Genomic DNA, 23,845 nt, shown 5'->3' with positions numbered 1-23,845 from the left:
CGTCACCCTCCCTGTATAATCAACTGTTTTTTAGCAATGACCCAAAGAACCTGAACAGGAATCACCAATATCAAAACCCATGCTGCCTGAATTATAAGCCCTTCGACCGCCTCGCTCCCAGTAAAGCCATTCGTAAAAATCATGCTCGGAATATAGCTGATCCCCTGGAAAGGAAGGAATCCCATGATTTCTTGGGCCCAACCCGGAAAAAAGCTGATCGGCAACAGCAAGCCAGAAAAAAGGTCAATCAGGACGCGCTTGGCCCGGATGAGGCCTGTATTATTATATAGAAAGAAAGTGGTGATTCCTGTCAGCAGGTTCAATTGTGTGTTGATTAAAAAGCTCAGCACAATCGAAATCGCGAACAATCCCCATGTCGCGGCATCCGCTGAAAACTCAATAGGGAAGATCAAGGCGACAATGACCATGCCAGGCATCGAGAAGAAGAACAGCCTGAAAATACCTTCGCCCAGACCCTGCATAGTTTTCATCCCTAGATAGTTGTAAGGCCTGATCAATTCAACAGCTACCTTGCCTTCCTTGATTTCCGTCGCCATTTCCCGGTCGATATTGTTAAAATAAAACGCCCTTGCCATCCAGGCAACTGCCACATAGGTCGTCATTTGGATGGCACTCAAGCCTTCGATTTCACTTTTCCCGCCGTAAATCGCATTCCAAAGAAAGTAATAAGCTCCGATATTGATGCTGTAGATCAAGATTCCGGTGTAGTAATTGGTCCTGTATGCCAGCATCATCAAAAATCGGATGCGGATCATTTCGATATATTTATCCATGCTGCAACATCCCTTTATCGTAGATATTGCGAATGATTTCTTCAGTGGATGGCTCATTGATTTTTACGTCCCTGACCTTATAGGCAGCAACTGTACGGGCGATTACCTGCGACACTATTTCCTCATCATCACCTGTCACCGCGGTAAAAATCTGTTTTCTTTCATCCAGTTCCCATTTGATATCAAGATCACCAGTTAAAGTCTCGAGATGATTGAGCTCAGCTTTTTCAAGGAATTCAAAGCTGATTTCCTTTCCTTCTCCCCATCTTTCCTTCAGGCTTTTCAGCGCGCCATCATAAATGATATTTCCTTCATCAAGCATGACGACCCGTTCACATAATGCCTCAATATCAGTTAGATCATGAGTCGTAAGCAGTATTGTCGTGTTGTATTTTTCATTGATTTCCTTCAAAAACTCTCTGATTTTCAATTTGACAAGGACATCCAAACCAATCGTCGGCTCATCAAGAAAAAGAAGCGGCGGGTTATGGATCAAGGCGGCCGCAAGCTCGCAGCGCATCCTCTGTCCAAGCGAAAGCTTCCTTACAGGCTTATCAAGCAAAGGCTCAAGATCAAGTGTTTTAATAACATGATCCATATGCTCGTTATAATCCGCATCTGAAACTTTATATACTTTTTTCAGCAGGCGGAAAGATTCCTGGACGGCAATGTCCCACCAGAGCTGGGAACGCTGTCCGAATACGACACCAATCGTCTGGACAAACCTTTCCCTTTCTCTATGAGGATTCATTCCATTTACAATGACACTCCCTGAAGTCGGTGTCAGAATCCCGGTCAGCATTTTGATCGTCGTCGATTTCCCGGCTCCATTTTCACCGATGTAGCCGACCATCTCTCCCTGTTTGACGGTAAAATTGATATCGTTCACTGCCGGTACTATTTTATAATTTCGTGTAAAAAGATCGCGAAAGGCTCCCGATAATCCGGAACGGCTCGAATAAGCCTTGAATTCCTTCCGCAGTCCGTTCACTTCAATGGCATTCATGTTGATTTCCTCCTTTGGTCACTCAAACAGTTTAGCCAATCCTCACGGCTAAAACAAATGCTATGCCTCATTTCCCCTGTCTGTCATATGGTAGTTTAACCCCATAATGGAGGAATGTTGAATGCACAAGGAATTCCTGGTCCAAAGCCACCGTCCCTCAGATATGAACAGGATGATGACCAGGAGCGTCATCACTCCATACACAAAATACAAAAAGGCCTTTTCTGGCCCGCTAAGCTCTAAAAGTAGTTCAGGGTATTTCGAGCCTTTTTCGCTGAAAATGAACGAAAAGTGAAACAATCTGTAAAAAACAGAAATAATGATAAAATAGAAAAGCAGTTACATATAGGAGGTTTTACGATGCAAAGAACGAATTCCGAGCGAATACATAGCGAAGCTCTTGAACATATCGTAGGCGGTGTCAATAGTCCATCCCGTTCGTACAAGGCGGTCGGCGGCGGAGCCCCTATCGTGATGGAGCGTGCCCAGGGCGCATACTTCTGGGATGTGGACGGCAATCAATATATCGATTATTTAGCAGCATATGGCCCGATCATTACTGGCCATGCTCACCCCCATATAACAGAAGCAATCAAAAGGGCCGCTGAGACAGGAGTCCTTTACGGAACACCGACTCCACATGAAGTCAAATTCGCCAAAATGCTGAAGGAAGCAATGCCGGCACTTGATAAAGTGCGCTTTGTCAACTCCGGGACAGAGGCAGTGATGACGACGATTCGTGTGGCGCGTGCCTACACAGGCCGGGATAAAATCATCAAATTCGCAGGCTGTTATCATGGCCATTCTGATCTGGTACTAGTTGCGGCAGGCTCTGGACCATCTACTCTTGGAACTCCAGACTCGGCGGGTGTCCCAAAAAGCATCGCCCAGGAAGTCATCACGGTTCCATTCAATGATATCGGACCATTCAAGGAAGCTCTTGAAAAATGGGGCGACCAGATCGCAGCGGTCCTTGTGGAGCCGATTGTCGGCAACTTCGGAATCGTCGAGCCTAAACCAGGCTTTTTAGAGGAAGTAAAGGAGCTTTCCCATCAGGCTGGCTCGCTGATCATTTTCGATGAAGTTATTACTGCTTTCCGTTTTATGTATGGGGGAGCACAAGACATGCTGGGTGTTACTCCAGATTTGACGGCTATGGGCAAAATCATTGGCGGCGGCCTGCCGATCGGTGCTTACGGCGGACGTGCCGAAGTCATGGAAAAGGTTGCACCACTTGGACCAGCTTATCAGGCTGGAACGATGGCTGGAAACCCGGCTTCCATTCTTTCAGGAATCGCTTGCCTTGAGGTCCTTAAACAGGATGGTGTCTATGAATATCTCGACCAGCTCGGCGCGATGCTTGAGGAAGGAATCACCGCTTCAGCAAGTAAGCATGACATTCCGATCACAATTAATCGCCTGAAAGGTGCACTAACCATCTATTTTACAACTGAAAAAATCGAGAATTATGAGCAGGCCGAGAACACCGATGGTGAAATGTTCGCACGCTTCTTCAACCTGATGCTTGAGCAAGGAATCAACCTCGCACCTTCCAAATATGAAGCTTGGTTCGTGACCATCGCCCACTCCCAGGAGGATATTGAAGCAACACTTCATGCTGTTGATCAGGCATTTTATTCAATGGCTAATGAATAAATATACATCTTTTTATACAAAACAGGCACCAGCTCGGTGCCTGTTATTTTTATCACTCAAAATGAAACCGTTTACATTACAAGGTGTATTTTATTCCTCTCTTCACTTCTGTAATATTCCTCCATCCAAATTAATGTATAATTAATTGATTTCTGAAAATTCTTATGATATGATTGCTATTAATATTTTAAAATCGCCATTCAAGTGGCCGCTTAAGATCCCTGCTTTAAATTCCCGTCTTAGAGTTACACCCTCATGTACCAAGCTATCAAACAACAGATCATAGATTATTTTTTCAGGAGGTGAAACGGCTTAAAAGAATCCTTTATAAGCCGATTTTTATGACAACACAATGGAGCCCTTCCCAATTCAAAGACTTTTCAAGATTTGAGCACGATGCCTGCGGAATCGTTGCCAGCATTGAAAAGAAGAAAATCCCTACACGCGAGAATATTTTCCACTGCATCAACGGCCTGGTCACGATGAACCATCGCGCTGGTTTTATCAATGGCGAGGGTGACGGTGTTGGTGTGCACATTGACATTCCACGCGCTCTCTGGAAGGAAAAGCTTTCAGCAACGGGTGCTGATGTTAATGCCATCGATAAAGAAAACTTCGTGGTCGGACATGTTTTTATCACAAGGTCTGAGCAGGCAAAAGCGATTCAGGATGAGCTTGAGGCAAAGCTTGCACAGCAGGGCATGAAGGTAATTTTTTCATCGATCGATGTCACTGACTCCGGAGCGCTCGGCCCGATTGCGATTCAGGAGAATCCTGTATTCTGGCAGTTCGCATGCCTTGCAAACGAAGCAGGTCCAGATCTTTCCAGCAAATTGTTTAATATGATTGTAGACTTCGAGAAAAACGATCAGGTTCATGTCGCCTCCCTTAGCCAATACCATGCAGTTTATAAGGTAATGGGTGCAGGAGACATTCTTCCTAAATACTATCATGACCTGGCCAGCCCGCTCGTTGCATCCACAATGACACTTGGACACAACCGCTATTCAACTAATACTCTATCAAGCTTTTTCCGTGTCCAGCCGTTCAGCGTCCTAGGCCATAACGGTGAAATCAATACGATTGCAAGACTTCGCGATGAAGCGCGCATGGTCAATGTTCCGCTCGTAAAAGACGGCAGTGACTCACAGGATCTTAGCCGTACACTTGAAACGTTTATTTGTCGTGACGGATATTCATTGTTTGAGGCGATGGACATGATGTTCCCGCCGATCATCAATGAAATCAAATCATATCCGGAGCATTTGCAAGATTTATATACTTATATACGCGAAGCATGGGGCCATTTTGCCCAGGGCCCTGCTGGCATCATTTCACGCTTTGCTGATGAAGCAGTATTTAGTGTAGACGCACTTGGCCTGCGCCCGCTATGGATGGTAGAGACAGAAAGTTCTTACCTGTTTTCATCCGAGCCGGGAATTATTCCGTCAACCGAATACACAGGTGATCCGAAACCTCTTGCACCAGGCGAGAAGGTTGGCCTGAAGTGGAACGGTGACACAATCGAAGTGTTTGAGATGGAGCAATTCCAGGGTGAAGTTTTCAAGCGTTTTTCAGAGCGTCTTGCTTTCCAGGAAGCCCGCCATCGCCTAGGCGGTCCACAGCTTGGCAAAACGGTTACAATGACATATCCGGATAAAATCCATAACGGGCAATATAAAGCATTTGGCTGGGAGCGTGACCACGTCCAGCTCGTCGAACAGATGGCTGAAAAAGGCGCGGAACCAATCCGCTCGCTTGGACACGACGCTCCACTTGCCGCGATGAATCCGGAACGCAAGAATATCGCAGATTTTATAAAAGAAAGTGTTGCTGTCGTAACGAATCCCGCAATAGACCGCGATCGTGAAGCTGAACATTTCTCAACACGGACGGTACTCGGCAAGCGCCCTGCCCTTTTCGGCAAATCCGAGACAGGTAAAGTCGTAGAATTGATCACTCCTCTTCTTTTAGAAGGAAAAGCGGGCTACGAGGTTTCATTAGAAACTGGGCAGCCAAGCATGGACCAGGTCATCCAGTGCTACCAGGATGATAAACTTGCAGCATACCTGGAAACTGTTTTCCACAATGATGAAACTGTTAAGGAAGCACTTGTAAGGCTTGCTGGTGAAGCAATTGTTGCTGTTAAGGATGGCAAAACCTTGCTTGTCCTTGATGACGCAATGGCCCACCAGGAAAATGCACTTTGGCTCGACCCGCACCTTGTCGTTTCGGCGATCGACCAGGCACTTGTAAAAGAAGGTTTGCGCCGCGACTGCTCTCTCTTGCTGCGTTCCGCATCATTAAGATCGTTGCATGACATCATTGTTGCGCTTGGTCTGGGTGCAGACGCAGTCAGCCCTTACTATATGTTCATGACAGTGTTGGATGAGTCCGTCAAGCCGCTCGTTAATCTATACAGCGCCTTAACTAAAGGACTTGAAAAAGTCATTTCTACTATTGGTATCCATGAATTGCGAGGATACGGACGTTTATTCTCAAGCATAGGCCTAAACGATGAACTAGCAGATTATTTGGTAATCGTGAACTTCTTCGGTTCCAATGAACTTGCATACAACTTCCAAGCCATGAAAGAAGATGCACTTAAGAGAGCAGAAGATTTCCAGAATGAAAAAGAACGGATCGGCAAAACGTTCCACCTCTTCCCTCGTATTTGGAAGGCGATTGGCGAGGTTGCTTCTACAGGAGATTACGGCGTTTACCGCGAGAAAATTTCCGAACAGGAAGACAGCAACCCGACTACCATTCGTCATTTGACCGGATTGAAGAAGGCTGAGACAGGAGTTTCACCGGAGGAAGTTGAAATTGGTGTTGGCGACCACAGCCTGCCATTCGTCATCGCATCAATGTCCTTCGGTTCACAAAACGAAATTGCGTTCCGTGCTTATGCAGAAGGTGCTGATCGCCTGAACATGGTCAGCATGAACGGTGAGGGCGGCGAAATCAAGGATATGCTTGGCAAGTACCCGCGCACTCGCGGCCAGCAGGTTGCTTCAGGACGTTTCGGCGTGAATGCTGAATTGCTGAACTCATCCAACCTTCTGGAAATCAAAATTGGCCAGGGCGCGAAGCCTGGTGAGGGCGGACACCTTCCTGGTTCGAAGGTTACGGCTAAAATCGCGGAGGCAAGGAATGCGACGATTGGATCGGATTTGATTTCACCATCAAACAACCATGACATCTATTCAATCGAGGACCTTGCGCAAATGATTCATGAGCTAAAAACAGCCAATGACCAGGCCCGCGTTGCCGTAAAGGTCCCTGTCGTTCCAAATATCGGTACGATTGCTGTAGGTATCGCAAAAGCAGGCGCGGACATCATCACATTGAGCGGTTTCGACGGCGGTACTGGTGCTGCCCGTATTCATGCACTTCAGTATGTAGGCCTCCCGGCTGAAATCGGCATCAAAGCCGCACACAATGCCCTGCTTGAAGCAGGATTGCGTGACAATGTTGAGCTTTGGGCAGACGGTGGCGTAAAGAGTGCCATGGATGTTATCAAATATATGCTTCTTGGAGCAAACCGTGTTGGATTTGGTACATTATCGATGCTTGCGATCGGATGTACAACTTGCCGTGGCTGTCATCTTGATACATGCCATGTTGGAATCGCGACACAAATCGATTCAGAAGCACAGGCAAAGGAACATGGACTGCGCCGTTTCGTACCGCGCCAGTTCGACCTTGCCGTACAAGGTATAATGAACTTGTTCACTGCATTTGGCAACGAACTTAAATCTCTTGCCGCTTCTGCTGGCATCAAGAACCTGCAGGAAGCAGTCGGACGCTCGGACCTGCTTGAACAAATTAAAGGAAACGATCAGCTTGATTTAACATATTTATTGAAGCCGCTTGAAATTGGCCAAATCACGCATCAAAAAGAAGCTGCCGCTTCCCTTGCTTCTGCACAGCTTCAGGTTGCTGCAGGCGCTGAATATCTTGATGCTGTCGATGAGGAGCTTCATCAGTCACGTGAATTCCAGGCCGTCACTGCTGAGCAGCGAGTGCTTGCAAGCAGGGTTTCATGCCACAGGGTTCGCGGACGTCTTGATGGTTCATACAGAAAGCTGCAGCCAGTCTCACTCCGTTACAAAGGTTCCATCCTAGGTAATGGACTTGGCGCTTACAACACGGACGGCATCACCATTGAAATTGATGGAGGCAGCCAGGACGGAGTCGGCAAGACTTCATTCGGCGGCGCAATTTTAATCGCAAAATCACCTGGCAAGGACGGTGGTTTCTACAACGGTTCTGTAGGTAAAGGTTTCGGCTACGGAGCACAGAAAGGTTTGCTCGTAGCACAAGGAAATGCAGATGCTCGTGCGGGAATCCGTTTATCAGGAGCCGATATGATCATCGGAGGCCTGGTGAAGAAGCCGATTCCGGAAAAAGAATTCGGTAATATTGGAACAAACGCCAATATCAAAGGCTTCGCTTTTGAATACATGACGAATGGACGCGGACTTGTTCTTGGCGATCCAGGACCTTGGATTTGCGCAGGTATGACAGGCGGTGTCGTTTACCTAAGGCACCAGCCAGAGATGGGACTGACAAAAGAAGCCATCGCCCGCCGAATTGCAAAAGGAGCCAAAGTATCTACTGAGACGCTATCAGCAAAAGGCATTGAAGATGTAAAAGAATTACTGGCAAACTACATTCAAATGGTTAAAAACCATGGCCAGGAAAGCGAAGCGGCTGACCTCGCCCTTCTACTAGAACATCCTGAGGATCACTTCGTCCAGATTGTTCCTGTTAAAGAGCAGGCAGACCCAGCAGTATCAACTGAATGATTTGAAGTTAGTGGCCCCGCTGAAACGGGGCCATTTAATTTTTCTTTTTGAGAATTTAGTATGTTTCTTAATAAGTAACCTCCAGTGGAATTTTATTAGATTTTCGATCCAGGCGCTCTGGAAAAAGTAATTAATGAAGATTTTATTAGTCAAAAGTGAGGTCCAATCATGAAAAAGGGCTCATAGGAGAATTCTATAAGCTCAAATTGAGGTCCAATCATGAAAAAGGGCTCATAGGAGAATTCTATAAGCTCAAATTGAGGTCTAATCCTGAAAAAGGGCTCATAGACAGATTCTATAAGCCCGAATTGAATATATTCCCCCAGTTCAAGAATCCTTCAATAATTCCGGAATAAGTGGAATTCCGTTCTAATAGACTTGTAACCACTTACATTTAAAACGGGCTTGTTTTTCGTTAAATTGTCGCTTGAACTTATTGGATTTCCGTTGTATAGTACATAATTGTTTAGTTTTAAACAAAATGGTTTAAAGTATTAATTAATGAATGAGATTTTCTGTCTCTGAATGAAAGGAATTCACTTCCCATGAAACTTGGTGCCCGCATACTGAAAACGGGAATTGCCATTACACTTGCATTATTTTTATCGCATATTTTTGATCTTCCATCACCGGTATTTGCCGGAATTGCTGCGATTTTTGCCTTACAGCCAACTGTATACCGCTCTTATCAATCAATCATTGAACATATACAGGGGAATCTGATTGGGGCCGCTACTGCTGTTTTATTCGTTATGGCGTTCGGCAACAGCATTTTCATTATCGGCCTTGCCGCGGTACTTGTTATTACTTTAAACCTTAAGCTGAAACTTGGAAACACAATTTCGCTGTCCCTCGTGACATTGATTGCGATTATGGAGACACCTGGCGACGATTTTATCCAGTTCGCGCTGATCCGGTTCTCGACCATCATGCTTGGGGTTGTATCGGCATTCATTGTGAACCTCGTGTTCCTGCCGCCTAAGTATGAAAATAAGCTGTATTATAAGAGTTCTATTTTATCAGAGGAAATTACGAAGTGGATCAGGTTGAGCACTCGGCACGCTTCCGAGCATCAGCTCCTGAAGGCAGATATTGAGAAACTTCGGGAAGGCATCATCAAGCTGGATCAGTTGTATATGATGTATAAGGAAGAACGTGATTATTTTAAAAATAACCCACTTGCAAAATCACGAAAGCTTGTCATTTACAGGCAGATGATCAACACCGTAAAAAAATCACTTGAAACATTAAAAAGGCTTCACCGCTACGAAAATGAATTCAACCAGCTTCCAGTCGAATTCCAGGAAGTCATCCAGCACCAACTGGATTGCCTGATCAACCATCATGAGCAGGTGATGCTTAAGTACGTAGGGAAAGTAAGGCCTGAAGCATCCTATATTGAGGGTGAGGTTTGCCTGAACAAGGAGCAGCTGTTTGAGCTATTTTTAGCGCAAAGAAATGAGCTGGCCCAAACGAACAGTCAAATGCTCTATCATGTCATGCAGCTCGTGTCGATCATCATGGAATACGGAGAGCAGGTCGAACACCTGGATACCCTCGTAACCAGCTTCCAGTCCTACCATAAAGATGATAGCAATGTGACGATGGAACAACATACAGAAATATAAAAGCAGCTGGGTTATCAGCTGCTTTTTTTCATATCATTACATTAACTTTTCATTCTAGGATCCAATGCATCCCTGAGTCCATCGCCCATCAGGTTGAATCCCAATACTGTCAACATGATTGCCAGGCCAGGGAATATCATGGTCCATGGCGCCTGAATCATATAGTCTTTCGCATCAGCCAGCATCTTTCCCCATTCAGGATTTGGCGCGTCTGCACCTAACCCAAGGAACCCCAGCGCAGCAGCCTCAATTATTGCCGTCGCAATCGCCAGTGTACCCTGGACGATGATTGGCGCCATGCTGTTGGGAAGGATGTGCTGGAACAAAATCCTTCTGTCCTTCATCCCGATCGCCTTAGCGGCCATAATATATTCCTCTTCTTTAACACTGAGTACCCTTGAACGGATCAGCCTTCCGAAGTTCGGTATATTAATGATCGCAATCGCAATCAGCGCATTCCGCAGCGATGGCCCGAGGACCGCTACAATCGCAATTGCCAACAGGATACTAGGGAATGCCAGCATAATATCAAAGGTTCTTGAGATAATCGTATCGACCCATCTGCCATAATAACCGGCAAGGATCCCGAGAAGGCATCCCACGATGATCGATCCCATTACCGCAAAGGTTCCTACCCATAAAGAAATTCGAGCACCATAAATAACTCTGGAAAGAATATCGCGTCCAAAGTCATCCGTCCCGAACCAGTGATCTGCTGAAGGTGCCTGGAGACGGACCTCCATTTTTTGGTCGTTGATTCCTTCTGGTGCTATTAAAGGAGCAAAGATCGCCAGTAAAATAAAGAACAAAACGATTACTGTCCCTACTAAAGCCAATTTATTTTGTTTAAAGCTATACCATGCTTCTGCCCAGGGAGACGCCACTTTTTCCTCTACCTGCACGGTTGGCGGCTGCATTTGTTTTTGAGTTGATATCTCCATCTGTCTCTCCCCTTCCATCAACGGTATTTGATCCGTGGATCAATTGCAGCGTACAATAGGTCAACTACTAGGTTGATCATTACAAAAATCAGGGCAATAATCAGGATTCCAGATTGGATTACCGGATAATCACGATAATTGATTGCCTCGTAGATATATCGCCCAATTCCCGGCCAACTGAAAATTGTCTCTGTCAGGATCGCTCCGCCAAGCAGAAGTCCCGTCTGCAAGCCTATGATAGTCAACACAGGGATGATCGCATTTTTAAGGGAGTGCTTATAAACAACCCAGAACATGCTCAAACCCTTCGCCCTTGCCGTCCTGATAAAATCAGACCTCATCACCTCAAGCATCGTGGAACGAGTAATCCTCGCAATGATGGCCATCGGAATTGTCGCCAGCGCCATTGCCGGCAGCACCAGATGCTTCAGGACGTCGACAAGCTGATCAGTACGTCCCTGGATCAGGGTATCAATGATATAAAAGTTCGTAATCGCATCTACTGGATTCCGCACTTCTTCACGCCCTGAAGTCGGGAGGATATCAAGGTTGATGGCGAACAGCCACTGTTCCATCAAACCTAGCCAGAAAATTGGCATTGATACACCGATAAGCGCAAAGATCATTGCCCCGTAATCAAACCAGGAATTTTGGAACCATGCACTGACGATTCCAGCATTTACTCCAATAACAATGGCAATTAGCATCGCAACAAAAGACAATTCCATTGTTGCTGCAAGATATGGCCAGATTTCACTGCTGATAGCTGACTTCGTCCTTAAAGATTCTCCTAAATCACCGGTCAGCAGCCCTCCAAGATATGTAAAATATTGTACATACCAAGGCTGGTCAAGCCCCAGTTCTCTCGTTAAATCCGCAATTGCTTCTTTAGTGGCCAGCTGCCCGAGAATGACTTGGGCGGGATCGCCAGGGATTGCTCTGATCATAAAAAATACAATAAGTGAAAGACCCAATAGTACAGGAATCAGTGAAAAAAACCTTCTGACAGAATAGGCAAACACCTTCCCACCTCATTTCTTGATGAAAAGCGTAAGCGCCTTGGTCAGCCCCGACATGCGCTGGAGGGCCGACCGGTGAAGTCGTTCTTTGACTTCATTGGGCGGACCGAAACCGAAATGTATAGCCGACTGTCCAGAAACACAGGAACTGGAGACTCCGACAAAGAAGCGCTTTTTGCTTCTGCCGACGGAGTCGAAGTTTCGGAGTTTCTAGGAGGCGAACTAGACAAGCGACTCGAGGGGCTAGGCGCTGGAGCTAGACATTACTCAAATTGATTTAATACTTTTTCTTTTCAAAAGAAAAGGGAGAATGCATATGTTCTCCCTTTTCCTGATGCATTATTTTTTGAATTCAACCGTTGCAAGCAGGTCAGATCCTGTTGGATGTGCCTTGAAGCCAGTAACGTCTGCTCTTCCTGCAAGTGCAGGCTCAGAGTGGACAAGTGGAATCCAAGGAGCATCTTCCTTGATTAACAATTGAGCTTCTTTATACAATTTTTCACGTTCAGCCTGGTCATTAGTGGACTGAGCCTTAATGAATAGATCATGTACTTCCTGGTTAGCGTAGCGTGCGTAGTTATTGCTGTCGATATTATCCTGGTCTAAAAGGACATACAGGAAGTTATCAGCGTCACCATTGTCACCAGTCCAGCCTAGAAGGAATGTGTCTGCTTCACCAGTACGTGCTTTTTCAAGATATGTTGCCCACTCGTAAGAAACAATCTTTGCTTTTACACCTACTTCAGCAAAGTCTTTCTGAAGAGCTTCAGCAACTTTCTTTCCGTCTGGCATATAAGGTCTTGCAACTGGCATTGCCCATAGTTCCATTTCAAAACCATCTTCATATCCAGCTTCCTTAAGAAGTTCCTTTGCCTTCTCTGGGTCGTATTCATATGCTTCCACATCATCGTTGTAGCCAGCTACCGATTTAGGCATTGGGTTCTTCGCAGGCTCAGCAGCACCAGCATAGAAAGCATCGATGAGCGCTTGCTTATTTACCGCGTAGTTCAATGCCTGGCGAACCTTTTTGTCTTTCATTGGCCCGCGCTCATTGTTCAATCCGAGGTATGCAACATTCAATGAAGGACGATAGAATGTCTGAAGGTCAGCATTGCTTTCGATTGACTCGACATCACTAAAGTTCACTCCATCAATAATGTCTACTTCACCAGTGTTCAACGCATTCAAACGTGCAGAGTTTTCAGGAATAACACGGAAGATGACTTCATCAAGCTTAGGAAGCCCTTCTTCCCAGTAATCTTCATTTTTCACAAGAGTTACCCTGTCATTACGCTTCCATTCCTTGAACTTGAATGGTCCAGTTCCTACTGGATTTTCAATGAACTTATCACCATGCTTTTCGATCGCAGCAGGGCTCGCGATCCCAAATGGAGACATTGCAAGGTTTTTGTAGAATGGAGCAAGAATACGGTTCAATGTGAATTCAACTGTATGCTCATCTACTGCCTTAACTTCCTTGATTACGTCACCAAATTGTGAGTTATAGTAGTAGAATTGTTCTTTATTACCGGCTTTCCAGCGCTCGAAGTTGAAGACTACAGCTTCAGCGTTGAAATCTGTGCCGTCATGGAACTTGACACCTTTACGAAGTTTCAGAGTATGCTTCAAACCATCTTCTGATTCTTCCCAGTCTTCTGCAAGTCCAGGGTGAATTTCTGTATCCTGCTCACCGAACTCGATGAGAGTTTCATAGATGTTCTTTGTTACTTTGAAAGCTTCCCCTTCAGTAGTCACAGCTGGATCAAGCGATGTTGAATCACCGCCGCGCCCAAATACAAGAGTTCCGCCAGACGATGAACCGCCGTCAGAACCAGACTCCCCGCCAGTTTTCTTGCCGCCGGATTCATTATTGCAGCCGGCTAGCCCCAGGCTAAGGATAAGGATAAAAGCAAAAAACATTAATCCAAAACGCCTTTTCATATTCTTCCCCCTTGTTTTTTCGGACTGGTTTTATATATCCAGTCCATAATATCTATCATCTATGCTGTTTATCCTGCATACATTCCTATCTGGAATAAAATCCTATTCCAAATTAATAAAGGTGGCAGGCAGCAAAATGACCAGGTTCAATTTCTTTCAATACAGGTCTATCAGTCTTGCAGATATCCATACATTCCTTGCATCTTGTATGGAAGGCACATCCCTGTGGCGGATTCGCCGGGCTGGGAATATCCCCTGTCAGAAGCTCCTGATCCCTTTTCACATCAGGATCAGGGATCGGTACCGCTGAAAGCAAGGCCCTCGTATACGGATGGAGCGGTTTTTCATACAACTTATCGGCTTCAGTGATCTCTACGAGTCTTCCTAAATACATGACTCCAACCCTGTCACTGATATGCCTTACCACTCCAAGGTCATGGGCTATGAATATATAAGTCAACTGGAATTCCTTTTGCAGGTCCTCCAGAAGATTCAATACTTGTGATTGAATGGAAACATCAAGTGCAGAAACAGGTTCATCGGCTATAATCAGCTTCGGCCTTGTCATTAGCGCCCGAGCGATACCAATTCGCTGACGCTGTCCTCCGCTGAACTGGTGTGGATACCTTTTGGCATGGTAGCTGCTGAGGCCTACTACCTCAAGCATTTCCTTGACCATCTGCTGGCGTTCCTTCTTAGTCCCGATTCCATGGACAATCAGGGGTTCCTCTAAGATTTTCTCGACTGTATGTCGAGGATTCAGTGATGCAAATGGATCCTGGAAGACCATTTGCATATCCTTTCGTGCCTTGCGCATATCGTTGTCCGAGAGAGTGACAAGATCCCTTCCTTCAAAAACGACTTGCCCTTCTGTTGGGTCGATCAGGCGCATCAGCATTCTTCCAGTAGTTGATTTGCCGCAACCTGACTCGCCAACAAGTCCAAGTGTTTCCCCCTTGTTCACCCAAAAGCTGATATCATCGACAGCTTTCACAGCACCCGTCTGTTTTCCAAAGATACCGCCAGTAATAGGGAAATATTTTTTCAATCCATCAACTTTTAACAGTACTTCTGTCATTGGCTGCTCCCTCCTTCTCATGCAGCAGGCAGCGTACGGTATGGCCTGGCCTGCCAGTTTCATAGAGTTCAGGATCTTCGCTCAGGCATCTGTCCATGACAAATTCGCATCTTGCGGCGAACCTGCAGCCAACCTTAATGGAACCTGGCTTGGGGACGTTACCGGGAATAGAGTATAAGCGCTCCTGTTTATCCCTGATATCAGGAATTGATTTAAGTAATCCGAGAGTATAAGGGTGCTTCGGGTTTTTGAAGATATCCTCTACAAGCCCTTCCTCAACGATTTTCCCGGCATACATAACAACGACACGCTGGCACACCTCTGCGACAACTCCCAGGTCATGGGTGATCATGATAATCGCCGTATCAAGCTTAACGTTCAAATCCTTCATCAACGCGAGAATTTGCGCCTGGATGGTCACATCAAGCGCCGTTGTCGGTTCATCAGCAATCAGCACCCGCGGGTGGCAGCTCAGAGCCATTGCAATCATGACCCTCTGCCTCATTCCACCAGAAAGCTGATGAGGATATTCCTTGATGATTTGTTCTGCTCTTGGCAATCCTACAAGCTTCAGCATCTCCACAGCCTGCTGATAAGCAGCCTTTTTGCCCAGCTTCTTATGTATTTTCAAAGCCTCCACGAGCTGTTCACCAATTGTGAATAATGGGTTCAACGAAGTCATCGGTTCCTGGAAGATCATCGCGACATCATTTCCGCGGATTTCCCGCATTCTTTTTTCCGAAGCATGCACCAAATCTTCGCCATTGAGAAGGATCTCTCCACCAGCAATTTTTCCCGGAGGCTGAGGAATCAGCTTCATGATTGATAATGAAGTAACGCTTTTTCCGCTGCCCGATTCTCCTACTATCCCGAGGATTTCTCCTTTGTTAACTGAAAAGCTGACATCATCTACTGCAGGAACCTCACCATCTTTTGTGATAAATGAAGTCTTTAAATTTTTCACATCTAAAACCGGAGCATGTACCACTTTTCTACTCCTTTCTATTACCGAAATATTATTGTTGAATAAAAATTACTTATGTCTGTGTAAAACATTTTATATTAAATGCACCGAGATAGTCCACTGATTTTTCTTAATTATTTAAATATAATAATAATTTTGAATAGTTTTAGGCACTTGGTACTATTTGTATGTCAAAAGCTGATAAATTATGACACTTTAGAAATATGAAGATTTTCTTGTGATAAAGTTTTGTTTGTAAAAAAAATCCCCGGCTAAAATCCGGGAATTGGTATGTAGCGATAGACAAAATAAAAACCGAAGCGAAATGCCTCGGTTTCTTGTAGATTATTTAACTTTCAAGCTGCTGTACCTGGAAGAGTCTATGATAGCCACCCTGCTTTGCCATCAATTCATCATGGCTGCCGTCTTCTACGATTTCGCCGTGCTCAATCAGGACAATCCTGTCGGCATGAGTAATCGTGGATAAACGGTGTGCTACAACGAAGGTTGTCCTGTCTTTTGCGAGCTTTTCTATTGCTTCCTGAATAAGATGCTCGCTTTCAAGATCAAGCGCTGATGTTGCTTCATCCAGAATCAAGATCGGCGGATTCTTCAGGAAGACGCGCGCGATGGCAACACGCTGTTTTTGGCCCCCGGAAAGCTTGACTCCCCTTTCCCCTACTTTTGTATCATAGCCTTCTGGCAGATTCATAATAAAATCATGAGCATTTGCTGCCCTGGCCGCTTGAATGACTTCCTCATCACTGGCCCCTGGCCTGCCTAAAAGGATATTCGATTTGACCGATTCACTGAACAAAATATTATCCTGCGCAACCATGCCGATTTTATCGCGCAGGGAACGGACTTTAAATGAACGGATGTCCTTCCCATCAAGAAGGATTTCGCCATCGGTAACATCGAAGAATCTAGGAATCAGGCTAACAAACGAAGACTTTCCGCCACCGCTCATTCCGACCAGGGCAATCGTTTCTCCCTTTTCAACCTCGATATTCAAATTCTTAAGTACCGTCTCCCCGTCTTCCTCATAAGAGAAGCTTACACTTCTAAAAGAAATATCCCCGTGCACTTTTCTCAGCTCAATTGCATCAGGAGAATCCTTGATATCGTATTTTTCATCCATGAATTCGAAAACACGGTCCATTGATGCAATCGCCTGCGTCAATGTAGTCGATGAATTGACCAGCCTGCGCAGAGGGTTATAAAGGCGGTCGATATATGCGATGAAAGCGGCCATTTCCCCGATGGTGAGATTGTCTTGAAGAACCTGATAACCAGAAAAGCCAATAACAAGCAGTGGCGCTATATCAGTAATCGTATTGACTACCGCAAATGCTTTTGCATTCCACCTTGTATGCTCAAGCGCTTTTGTTAAAAAGTTTTTATTCTGCTGGTCAAACTGTGTTTGTTCATAATCCTCAATCGCAAAGCTTTTGATGACCGAGATTCCAGCCACTCTCTCATGCAAATAGCTTTGTACCCCCGCGAGTGCCTGTGAACGTTCCCTCGTCAGCTTCCGAAGATTCCCGAAGAAAAATTTTACCGAAAAAGCGTAAAACGGAAACAGGATCAATGAGACAAATGTAAGCTTGACATCCATCGAGAACATGATAGCAGCCGCTATCATTATCGTAGCAACGTCAAGCCAAAGATTCATCAGTCCAGTAACAACAAAGGTCTTTGTTTGCTCGACATCATTGATCATCCTTGAGATGACCTCTCCCGCTCTTGTATTGGAATAATATTTATAGCTGAGCCTCTGCATATGGGTAAACAGTCTGTCTCTTATGTCATATAGAATTTTGCTCGCTGTCCACTGCGCAAAATATTGACGATAGTATTCGATTGGCGGCCTGAGCACGACAAAAACAACAATCATGACGCCCATTACCCAAAGCAGTTTATCTATTTTTTCATCTTTATCCAGTGTTTCATTTCCGATAACATCATCCAGGACAAATTTGATTAAAAGTGGAATCAACAATGGAATCGCAAATTTAAGGACACCGATGATGATTGTTCCAATGATTTGCAGCCTATATGGTTTGACGAATTTTAAGTATCTGCGGATGCTGCCCAATTTATAGTTCCCCCTTATGGAGCCTTGCCTTGCTGTTGACGTAACAAAAAGCGCAAGCGCCTTGGTCAGCCCCGAAAAGCGCTGGAGGGCCGACCAGTGAAGTCGCTCTTTGACTTCATTGGGCGGACCGAAATCGAAATGTATAGCCGACTGTCCAGAAACGTAGAAACTGGAGACTCCGACAAAGAAGCGCTTTTTGCTTCTGCCGGCGGAGTTGAAGTTTCGGAGTTTCTAGGAGGCGAAACTAGACAAGCGACTCGAGGGGCTAGGCGCTGGAGCTGGATTAAGAAATTTACATATAATTTCCCATAACGAATCATACTTCCTAGACACGTAACAAAAACCTGTTGAATCGAATCAACAGGCTCAAGCTTGTCTACCCTGTATGGTTAACGACGATATGTTAAATACCGTTCATAATAAATGTCGATGAAATCCGGAGCAAATGGACCCTTCCTCTGCCTGATCCAGCGTTTGAGCTTTTCAACATTGTATTTCAAAATCTTATCGATCACATCAGGGTATTGCATTTCTTTTCGATGGCGTTCATATTCATCTTCATCGAGCAGATTAAACGTCATATCAGGAAAAACTTTAATATCGAGATCATAGTCAATATATTTCAGCGCTTCACCATCAAAAATAAATGGAGAACTAATATTGCAGTAGTAATACACGCCATCTTCCCGTATCATGCCTATAACGTTGAACCATAGCTGAGAGTGGAAGTAACAGATTGCAGGCTCTCTCGTAATCCAAGTTCTGCCGTCTGACTCAGTCACGACTGTCCGATCATTCCCGCCAATCACAAGATTTTGCGTTCCTTTTAAGACGGTGGTTTCTTCCCAGACTCGATGGATGTGCCCATTATGCTTATAACTATGGATTTGGATCGGTTCACCTTCTGTGGGTACGCCCATGTTCTTCTCCCCTACTTTCCTTTCCCGGAAACTTTGCAACCTATTAATGTATATTTATCTAAATTCTTCAAAACGACAAAAGGCAACAAAGAACGATTCCTATTTTTTATTATTATAACGGTTAACGAGAGAATTTAAAACAAAAGAGCCACCGATTTCCTCGATCGCCCAATAAATTTGCCTAAATTTTTATAAAAATTCACTTTTTTATATTTCATTGATTTGCAAGAACCACTTTTAACGATAACTGACGGCAAGCTGTTGATACGTATGGATGACTTCCTCCGTCTGCTTTTCGAACATCTGGTGGATTTCCTTCAAATCCAGCTTTTTTCGGTCAATCTCCATACGAAGATCTTCTAATTCAGCACTTTGCTTAAGAGCATCCAGCTGCTTTTCAATCTCCTGGCATCTTTCCAATTCAGACTGCAGATATAGAAGCTTTTCCATCGTTTGCATTTGTGTAGAAACCAATTCGTTAAATTTATCCATACTTTTCCACCGCCTGTAAAATTAATCTTTTAAATGTATTCTTGGGTGGGGGTGAAAATCCTTTGACTAGTTATGTAGAGGAATTGGAACCTTTGTCGAAAGGTGTTGCTGTTCCTTTTCGAGGTGCTTTCTGCTTCTTCCCGGCATTCTCCAGCAACAATGGAAAAAGGCACTCTACGAATTAGAGTGCCTTTCATTAAGGTGATATTAGCTCTGTTGGCCAGAGTTTTGGCCTTTGCGAGCTTCAGCTTGCTGGTTTTGCTGACGTACTTCTTGAGCGTTTGTTTCGCTCGCGAATTCAGTGCCGTATTGGCCTTGTCCGCCTTGAGCAGATTGAGCGTTTTGTTGTCTCACCTGCTGAATGTTTGTTCCAGCTTGAGATTGATTAGGTTGTTTTGCCATTGTTATCACCTCCACGAATAATAGATTAACCATCCGCAGGAGGTGCTATCCGACTTTTTTATACCAAATTCATCCAATAAATATTTTTACACTAACAACGAGATACCGCCATCGATGATGATCGTCTGGCCGCGGATCATGCTGGATTCATCCTTCAGCAGGAACATGATGGCATTGATCATATCGTCTATTTCGACCATTCTTCCAGCAGGGGTTTTCTCTCTTGCCTCTGCAAGTAATTCCTCCCTATTAGGGAAGTGTGTAAGTGCTTCTGTATCGACCGCCCCGCCTGATACGGCGTTGACCACGATATTTTTCCGGGCAAGTTCGACAGCTAGATAACGGGTCAATGCTTCCAGGGCCGCCTTGGAAACTCCTACCGTTGTATAGTTCTCCAAGTATCGAATCGAGCCTAGTGAACTGATGCTGACAATTTTACCGCCGCCATTCCTCTCCATCAGTTTAGCCGCTTCCTGGGCACAGAACAATAGCGCTTTACTATTGATGTTCATCGTCCAATCCCAATGTGATTCCTCAAGCTCCATCGCCGGTCGCAGCACGCCTGAAGCTGCGTTGTTAACGAAGATATCGAGCCTTCCGAATTCCGCGTCGATTTGTTCGAACATTGCTTTGATTTTGCTGACATCCCCCACATTCGCCTTAACGACAAGGACTTTCCTGCCAAGAGCTTCGATTTCCTCTGCTGTTTCCTGGGCTGCCTTTTTGCTGCGAGCATAATTGACGACGATGTCATATCCTTCTTTTGCGAGCCTGATGGCTGCCGCTTTCCCGATCCCCCGGCTGCTTCCGGTAATAAGTGCAACTTTTTGTGTCATGTGAAAATCCCTTTCTATTCAGTTCTCGCTAAAAAAGAACCTTAATTTTGTTTCATTTTAGCCTGTCCAGGTATATATGACAATAAGGATATGTTCCTTGACGCTGTTATTGAGTTCTTCAATCAAGGTGATTTTCGTATTGATTGTTTATTTTGTGGGGATCAGGGCTCTTTTCGAGGAGACGTCCAAACAGAGAATGAATTAAAAATCGTAAAAACCCAGGAGCCGGTTTTTACTCGTAATCGTGAAAGCCACAGAGTTTACGAAAAGAGTCTAAATAAAAAACTCCCGTACTGAAAACACTATTCTTTAGATTGATACTCTTACGAAAGGATGATTCCTGATGTATGTAGGCCGAGATATGACTGAATTATCAATGATGTCCAAAACTGATTGGAAGGATAGCGAGCTTGCCTTTTTCCATCATTCTCTCCAGCAAATGGTCCCTTACCTGAATGCCGAAGGACAGACAATCCACAGGGAAATCGTTGAAGAAATCGAAAGCCGGGGCGGTTTGAACCGCGGAGAAGCCGATTATACGCATGGAACAAAAGTAAGCTACGATTGATATGGAAAAGGCTGCCAACCCCTATGGTTGGTCAGCCTTTTTATATTCCAGATACTGCTTCAGCATTTTTTGGTATGGTACCGGAAAGGCAAACTCTTTGATTTCCTTCTCGGTAACCAATTTTAGCTGTGGTGTCTCGGAGATTTCGCCCGTAATTTGTCCGCTGAATACCTGTATGTTCCATACCAAATGCGAAAATACATGGTCGATTTCGCCTATGGAATCACCTATCTTCGGTGCTAAGCTATAGTTCTCTTCAAAATGCTCAGCCAGCTGATCTCTTTGTCTCTGGAAGTCGAGGCTCAACTCAACAGTCGGGAACTCCCACAAATTCGCCAGCAAGCCGGTTCCAGGTCTTTTCCGTATTAGGATCCTTCCTTCACCATCACTGAAAATCCCGGCAGCAAGCTGTACATTTTTCTGCTTTTTCTTCTTGGTTTTTACCGGCAATTCATTTTGCACTCCTTCATGGAATGCCTCGCAGTGTTCCCTGACCGGACAAAGCAGGCAGGAAGGAGAGGTCGGGGTGCAGATTAATGCTCCAAGCTCCATTAATGCCTGATTGAAATAGGAGGGGTTTTCGTGTGATATCAATTCCCTCACTGCGGTTTCAAAAATTTTACGTGACGCAGGTCTGGCGATATCCTCCCATATCAACAAAATCCGGGATAATACCCTCATGACATTTCCATCGACCGCAGGCTCAGGTTTTCCATAGGCAATACTCAAGATCGCTCCGGCAGTGTATGGGCCAACCCCTTTTAAAGCCGAAATCTCTTTTGGAGAATCTGGGACTCTTCCGGAGTATTTTTCATTTACTTCTTTAACAGCGGATTGTAAATTACGAACACGGGAATAATAACCGAGTCCTTCCCATGCTTTAAGTACTTTTTCTTCATCAGCGTAAGCCAGTGCCTCTATCGTTGGAAAATTTTCCAAAAATCGATTAAAATAAGGGATGACAGTATCTACTCTTGTTTGTTGGAGCATGATTTCTGATACCCACACTTTATAAGGATCCTGGTCCTTTCTCCATGGCAGTTCTCGCTGCTCACTTACAAACCATCCTATCAAGTCATCCTGAAAGGATTTTATATCCATATTATCTATACATTTCTTGATGTCAGTTGCCACTTTCGTTCCTCCAGGTGTTAAACTTTCCGGAAATTTGGGAATATAATATTAACGCTTCTGCTTAATAGCCATGAAACCTATTCGTTCCAATCCGCCCGGAACAAAGTCTTCAAGGATGCCGAAGACCGAATGGTTTCGCGATAGCCGCATTTTTTTCAAGGCATGGTAATGGGCTTCAGTCGGGACATAGAATGACTCAATAAAAATATTTCGTTCTTCCGACTGGCTGCATGAAAACATATCTGCTTCAAAATCAGGAAGCATTGAAGAGATTATATCGATTGTCTCATGGTATTGGCTAAGCAGATTTTGTTTTACTTCATACTGTACGATCATCTGTATCAATTTTCTCAGCTCCTTTTCGTGAAGGGGCTGATTGAAACAGCCCTTTAAACGTAAACTATTCTTCGTATTGTGACAAGGACTTTTACCTGCCAAACGTTGGTTATGCGTTACAGAGATCTTTTAAAAAGGAGGATGTTCCCATGGATACTGGAACCCATGTTGTGATGGGATTCGCTCTTGGCGGGTTAGCCACGCTTGATCCTGCTGTCAGCGGAAGCACCGCCACTGCATCAAGCGTGCTGATTGCTACACTTGTGGGCTCGCAAATCCCTGATATCGATACTGTTTTGAAGTTGAGGAATAATGCTGTCTATATACGGAACCACCGCGGCATTACCCATTCGATTCCAGCAGTCCTCCTGTGGCCGCTGCTTATTTCTGGGACAATCTACTTTTTCTACCCAGAAGCAAATTTGCTGCATTTATGGATTTGGACATTTATTGCTGTTTTCCTTCATGTTTTTGTCGACATTTTCAATGCTTATGGGACACAGGCATTGCGTCCTTTTTCGTCGAAATGGGTCGCCCTGGGGATAATCAATACATTTGACCCGATTATTTTTGCGCTTCATGTCGTCGGTTTGTTCCTCTGGGCATTTGGATATCACCCTGGATATACTTTTTTAACGATCTATGCAATCCTGGTGCTCTACTATATTTATCGCTTTATCATGAAGCATCGTATCAAACGAGCAGTTGAAAATATTGTTCCGGATGCTACAGAGATCATCATCGCCCCAACAATGAAATTCAATCATTGGCGAGTGGCTGTGATGAATAATCACCAGTTCTTTGTCGGACGCGGGCACAAGCATCATGTTAGGATACTCGATCAATTCAATCGTGTACCTGTCCCGGAAACTGCAGTCTTGGAAGCAGCAAAAAAAGACAAGAACCTGTCAGCGTTCCTGTCTTTCTCACCAGTCTACCGCTGGGAATGCGATGAATATGATGACTATTACGAAGTCAGGTTCATTGACCTGCGCTACCGCAGCAACGGGCATTATCCATTCGTCGCTGTCGTGAATCTCAGCAAGGATCTGGAAGTCCTCAGCTCCTATACTGGATGGATTTACAGTGAAGAAAAATTAAGAAAGAAATTGGAGTTCCTTCCTGGAGAAGGTTAAGACCGGGTGTTTTGCCCGGTTTTTCTTATGCGAGTTTTTAGCAGAAGTATGGAGGGTTGGATTCTGGTAGTTACTTTATTTAAAA

General features: G+C 44.8%; 22 protein-coding genes. 8 read left to right on the top strand and 14 right to left on the bottom strand.

The genetic code is table 11. The features are described 5' to 3' along the window. Positions 1-2: 2 nt before the first annotated feature. Together TY49_RS19635 and TY49_RS19630 are read right to left on the bottom strand one after the other, a co-directional pair. Positions 3-794: an ABC transporter permease gene (locus TY49_RS19635; protein WP_041967605.1), complete on the bottom strand. Its 792-nt coding sequence runs from the start codon at positions 792-794 to the stop codon at positions 3-5. Beyond that, positions 787-1,800, bottom strand: coding sequence for an ABC transporter ATP-binding protein (locus tag TY49_RS19630; protein WP_041967604.1), 1,014 nt, complete (start codon positions 1,798-1,800; stop codon positions 787-789). The genes TY49_RS19635 and TY49_RS19630 overlap by 8 nt, the downstream gene beginning before the upstream one ends. Positions 1,801-1,921: 121 nt before the next feature. Between TY49_RS19630 and TY49_RS24805 the strand changes: the two genes are divergently transcribed. The 4 genes from TY49_RS24805 to TY49_RS19615 all read left to right on the top strand — a co-directional run bounded on the left by TY49_RS24805 (position 1,922) and on the right by TY49_RS19615 (position 9,895). Next, positions 1,922-2,095 carry a hypothetical protein gene (locus TY49_RS24805; RefSeq protein ID WP_156972737.1) on the top strand — a complete coding sequence of 58 codons (174 nt, stop codon included), beginning with the start codon at positions 1,922-1,924 and terminating at the stop codon, positions 2,093-2,095. Positions 2,096-2,160: 65 nt separating this feature from the next. Beyond that, complete coding sequence (locus TY49_RS19625) at positions 2,161-3,456, top strand: glutamate-1-semialdehyde 2,1-aminomutase (protein WP_041967603.1); 1,296 nt, start codon at positions 2,161-2,163, stop codon at positions 3,454-3,456. Between the two features lie 341 nt (positions 3,457-3,797). Beyond that, positions 3,798-8,267, top strand: coding sequence for a glutamate synthase-related protein (locus tag TY49_RS19620; RefSeq protein WP_041967602.1), 4,470 nt, complete (start codon positions 3,798-3,800; stop codon positions 8,265-8,267). Positions 8,268-8,812: 545 nt separating this feature from the next. Beyond that, a complete protein-coding gene (locus tag TY49_RS19615) occupies positions 8,813-9,895 on the top strand; it encodes an FUSC family protein (RefSeq protein ID WP_041967601.1) in 1,083 nt (360 codons plus the stop codon). Between the two features lie 41 nt (positions 9,896-9,936). On the opposite strand, the gene TY49_RS19610 is transcribed toward TY49_RS19615, so the two are convergent. Continuing rightward, positions 9,937-10,836, bottom strand: coding sequence for an ABC transporter permease (locus TY49_RS19610; protein ID WP_041967600.1), 900 nt, complete (start codon positions 10,834-10,836; stop codon positions 9,937-9,939). 17 nt (positions 10,837-10,853) lie between these two features. After that, positions 10,854-11,858, bottom strand: a complete 1,005-nt coding sequence (locus TY49_RS19605; RefSeq protein WP_041967599.1) for an ABC transporter permease — start codon at positions 11,856-11,858, stop codon at positions 10,854-10,856. Positions 11,859-11,930: 72 nt separating this feature from the next. On the opposite strand from TY49_RS19605, the gene TY49_RS19600 reads away from it, so the two are divergent. Beyond that, the gene (locus TY49_RS19600; RefSeq protein WP_041967598.1) at positions 11,931-12,131 is read left to right on the top strand and encodes a hypothetical protein; all 201 of its coding nucleotides are present in this window, start codon (positions 11,931-11,933) and stop codon (positions 12,129-12,131) included. Positions 12,132-12,194: 63 nt separating this feature from the next. Here TY49_RS19600 and TY49_RS19595 read toward each other — a convergent pair whose 3' ends face one another. The 4 genes from TY49_RS19595 to TY49_RS19580 form a co-directional block, all read right to left on the bottom strand. After that, positions 12,195-13,796 (bottom strand): ABC transporter substrate-binding protein, encoded by a 1,602-nt coding sequence (locus TY49_RS19595; protein WP_041967597.1) that lies wholly within the window; start codon positions 13,794-13,796, stop codon positions 12,195-12,197. A gap of 112 nt (positions 13,797-13,908) precedes the next feature. Next, positions 13,909-14,874 (bottom strand): ABC transporter ATP-binding protein, encoded by a 966-nt coding sequence (locus tag TY49_RS19590; protein ID WP_041967596.1) that lies wholly within the window; start codon positions 14,872-14,874, stop codon positions 13,909-13,911. Next, on the bottom strand, positions 14,849-15,862 hold the full coding sequence (locus tag TY49_RS19585) for an ABC transporter ATP-binding protein (protein ID WP_041967595.1): 1,014 nt from the start codon (positions 15,860-15,862) through the stop codon (positions 14,849-14,851). Before TY49_RS19585 ends, TY49_RS19590 begins: the two co-directional genes overlap by 26 nt. A gap of 325 nt (positions 15,863-16,187) precedes the next feature. Continuing rightward, positions 16,188-17,936: an ABC transporter ATP-binding protein gene (locus TY49_RS19580; protein WP_041967594.1), complete on the bottom strand. Its 1,749-nt coding sequence runs from the start codon at positions 17,934-17,936 to the stop codon at positions 16,188-16,190. A gap of 96 nt (positions 17,937-18,032) precedes the next feature. On the opposite strand from TY49_RS19580, the gene TY49_RS19575 reads away from it, so the two are divergent. After that, positions 18,033-18,248 (top strand): hypothetical protein, encoded by a 216-nt coding sequence (locus tag TY49_RS19575; protein ID WP_041967593.1) that lies wholly within the window; start codon positions 18,033-18,035, stop codon positions 18,246-18,248. Between the two features lie 77 nt (positions 18,249-18,325). Here the strand turns inward: TY49_RS19575 and ntdP are convergent, their stop codons facing one another. From ntdP to fabL, 4 genes are all read right to left on the bottom strand, one after another. After that, positions 18,326-18,856, bottom strand: a complete 531-nt coding sequence (ntdP, locus tag TY49_RS19570; RefSeq protein WP_041967592.1) for a nucleoside tri-diphosphate phosphatase — start codon at positions 18,854-18,856, stop codon at positions 18,326-18,328. A 237-nt stretch (positions 18,857-19,093) separates the two neighbouring features. Then, the gene (locus TY49_RS19565) at positions 19,094-19,348 is read right to left on the bottom strand and encodes a YgaB family protein (protein WP_041967591.1); all 255 of its coding nucleotides are present in this window, start codon (positions 19,346-19,348) and stop codon (positions 19,094-19,096) included. A 207-nt stretch (positions 19,349-19,555) separates the two neighbouring features. After that, complete coding sequence (locus TY49_RS19560) at positions 19,556-19,750, bottom strand: gamma-type small acid-soluble spore protein (protein ID WP_041967590.1); 195 nt, start codon at positions 19,748-19,750, stop codon at positions 19,556-19,558. A gap of 86 nt (positions 19,751-19,836) precedes the next feature. Continuing rightward, on the bottom strand, positions 19,837-20,586 hold the full coding sequence (gene fabL, locus TY49_RS19555) for an enoyl-[acyl-carrier-protein] reductase FabL (RefSeq protein ID WP_041967589.1): 750 nt from the start codon (positions 20,584-20,586) through the stop codon (positions 19,837-19,839). 343 nt (positions 20,587-20,929) lie between these two features. On the opposite strand from fabL, the gene yfhS reads away from it, so the two are divergent. Beyond that, the gene (yfhS, locus tag TY49_RS19550; protein ID WP_041967588.1) at positions 20,930-21,154 is read left to right on the top strand and encodes a mother cell protein YfhS; all 225 of its coding nucleotides are present in this window, start codon (positions 20,930-20,932) and stop codon (positions 21,152-21,154) included. A 21-nt stretch (positions 21,155-21,175) separates the two neighbouring features. Here the strand turns inward: yfhS and mutY are convergent, their stop codons facing one another. Further along, complete coding sequence (mutY, locus tag TY49_RS19545) at positions 21,176-22,255, bottom strand: A/G-specific adenine glycosylase (protein WP_041967615.1); 1,080 nt, start codon at positions 22,253-22,255, stop codon at positions 21,176-21,178. 81 nt (positions 22,256-22,336) lie between these two features. Further along, entirely contained in the window at positions 22,337-22,633 is a 297-nt protein-coding gene (locus TY49_RS19540) for a hypothetical protein (protein ID WP_052442242.1), read from the bottom strand. Between the two features lie 140 nt (positions 22,634-22,773). Here TY49_RS19540 and TY49_RS19535 point away from each other — a divergent pair, with 140 nt between their 5' ends. Continuing rightward, complete coding sequence (locus TY49_RS19535) at positions 22,774-23,760, top strand: metal-dependent hydrolase (protein ID WP_041967587.1); 987 nt, start codon at positions 22,774-22,776, stop codon at positions 23,758-23,760. Positions 23,761-23,845 lie beyond the last annotated feature (85 nt).

Origin of the sequence: Mesobacillus selenatarsenatis SF-1 (genome assembly GCF_000813125.1) — a bacterium.
Lineage (GTDB): Bacteria > Bacillota > Bacilli > Bacillales > Cytobacillaceae > Mesobacillus > Mesobacillus selenatarsenatis.
The sequence above is the reverse complement of the archived record's forward strand: the minus strand, read 5'-3'. Positions and strand labels throughout refer to the sequence as shown.